Here is a 306-nt window from a genome sequence, read left to right as displayed (position 1 = left end):
TTGTTGTGCCGGTTACCCCTTGCAGGCTACCATCCGACTGAATGTAATACATGTGTACGTTATATTCACCGCGATTATTTTTATGACGGCGGATATCTACACTCAACTTATAGGTGCCATCTGTTTGCTTAATCGCATCGTACCAGATTACATCATCTTGACCGCCTTGGCTAGACCAAATAGGCAACTTCACTGTCTTCACACCCTTGGTCGAGCTGACATTCGTTACCACCACATCAAAACCTTGGGAAGTCTTATTTTCAATGTGAATCGTACCTGTCACGCTGTATTTCGGTTCTTCTACTT

The 306-nt window shown here is 43.8% G+C and carries 1 protein-coding gene; it reads right to left on the bottom strand.

Annotation, left to right across the window (positions count from 1 at the left end; all coding sequences use genetic code 11):
* Positions 1–306, bottom strand: a 306-nt coding sequence (locus tag HMPREF2542_RS06765) for a GBS Bsp-like repeat-containing protein (protein ID WP_186822138.1), incomplete at both ends; no start/stop codon positions are given.

It is taken from the genome of Streptococcus sp. HMSC034B05 (assembly GCF_001809055.1).
GTDB lineage: Bacteria > Bacillota > Bacilli > Lactobacillales > Streptococcaceae > Streptococcus > Streptococcus constellatus.
The sequence above is the reverse complement of the archived record's forward strand: the minus strand, read 5'-3'. Positions and strand labels throughout refer to the sequence as shown.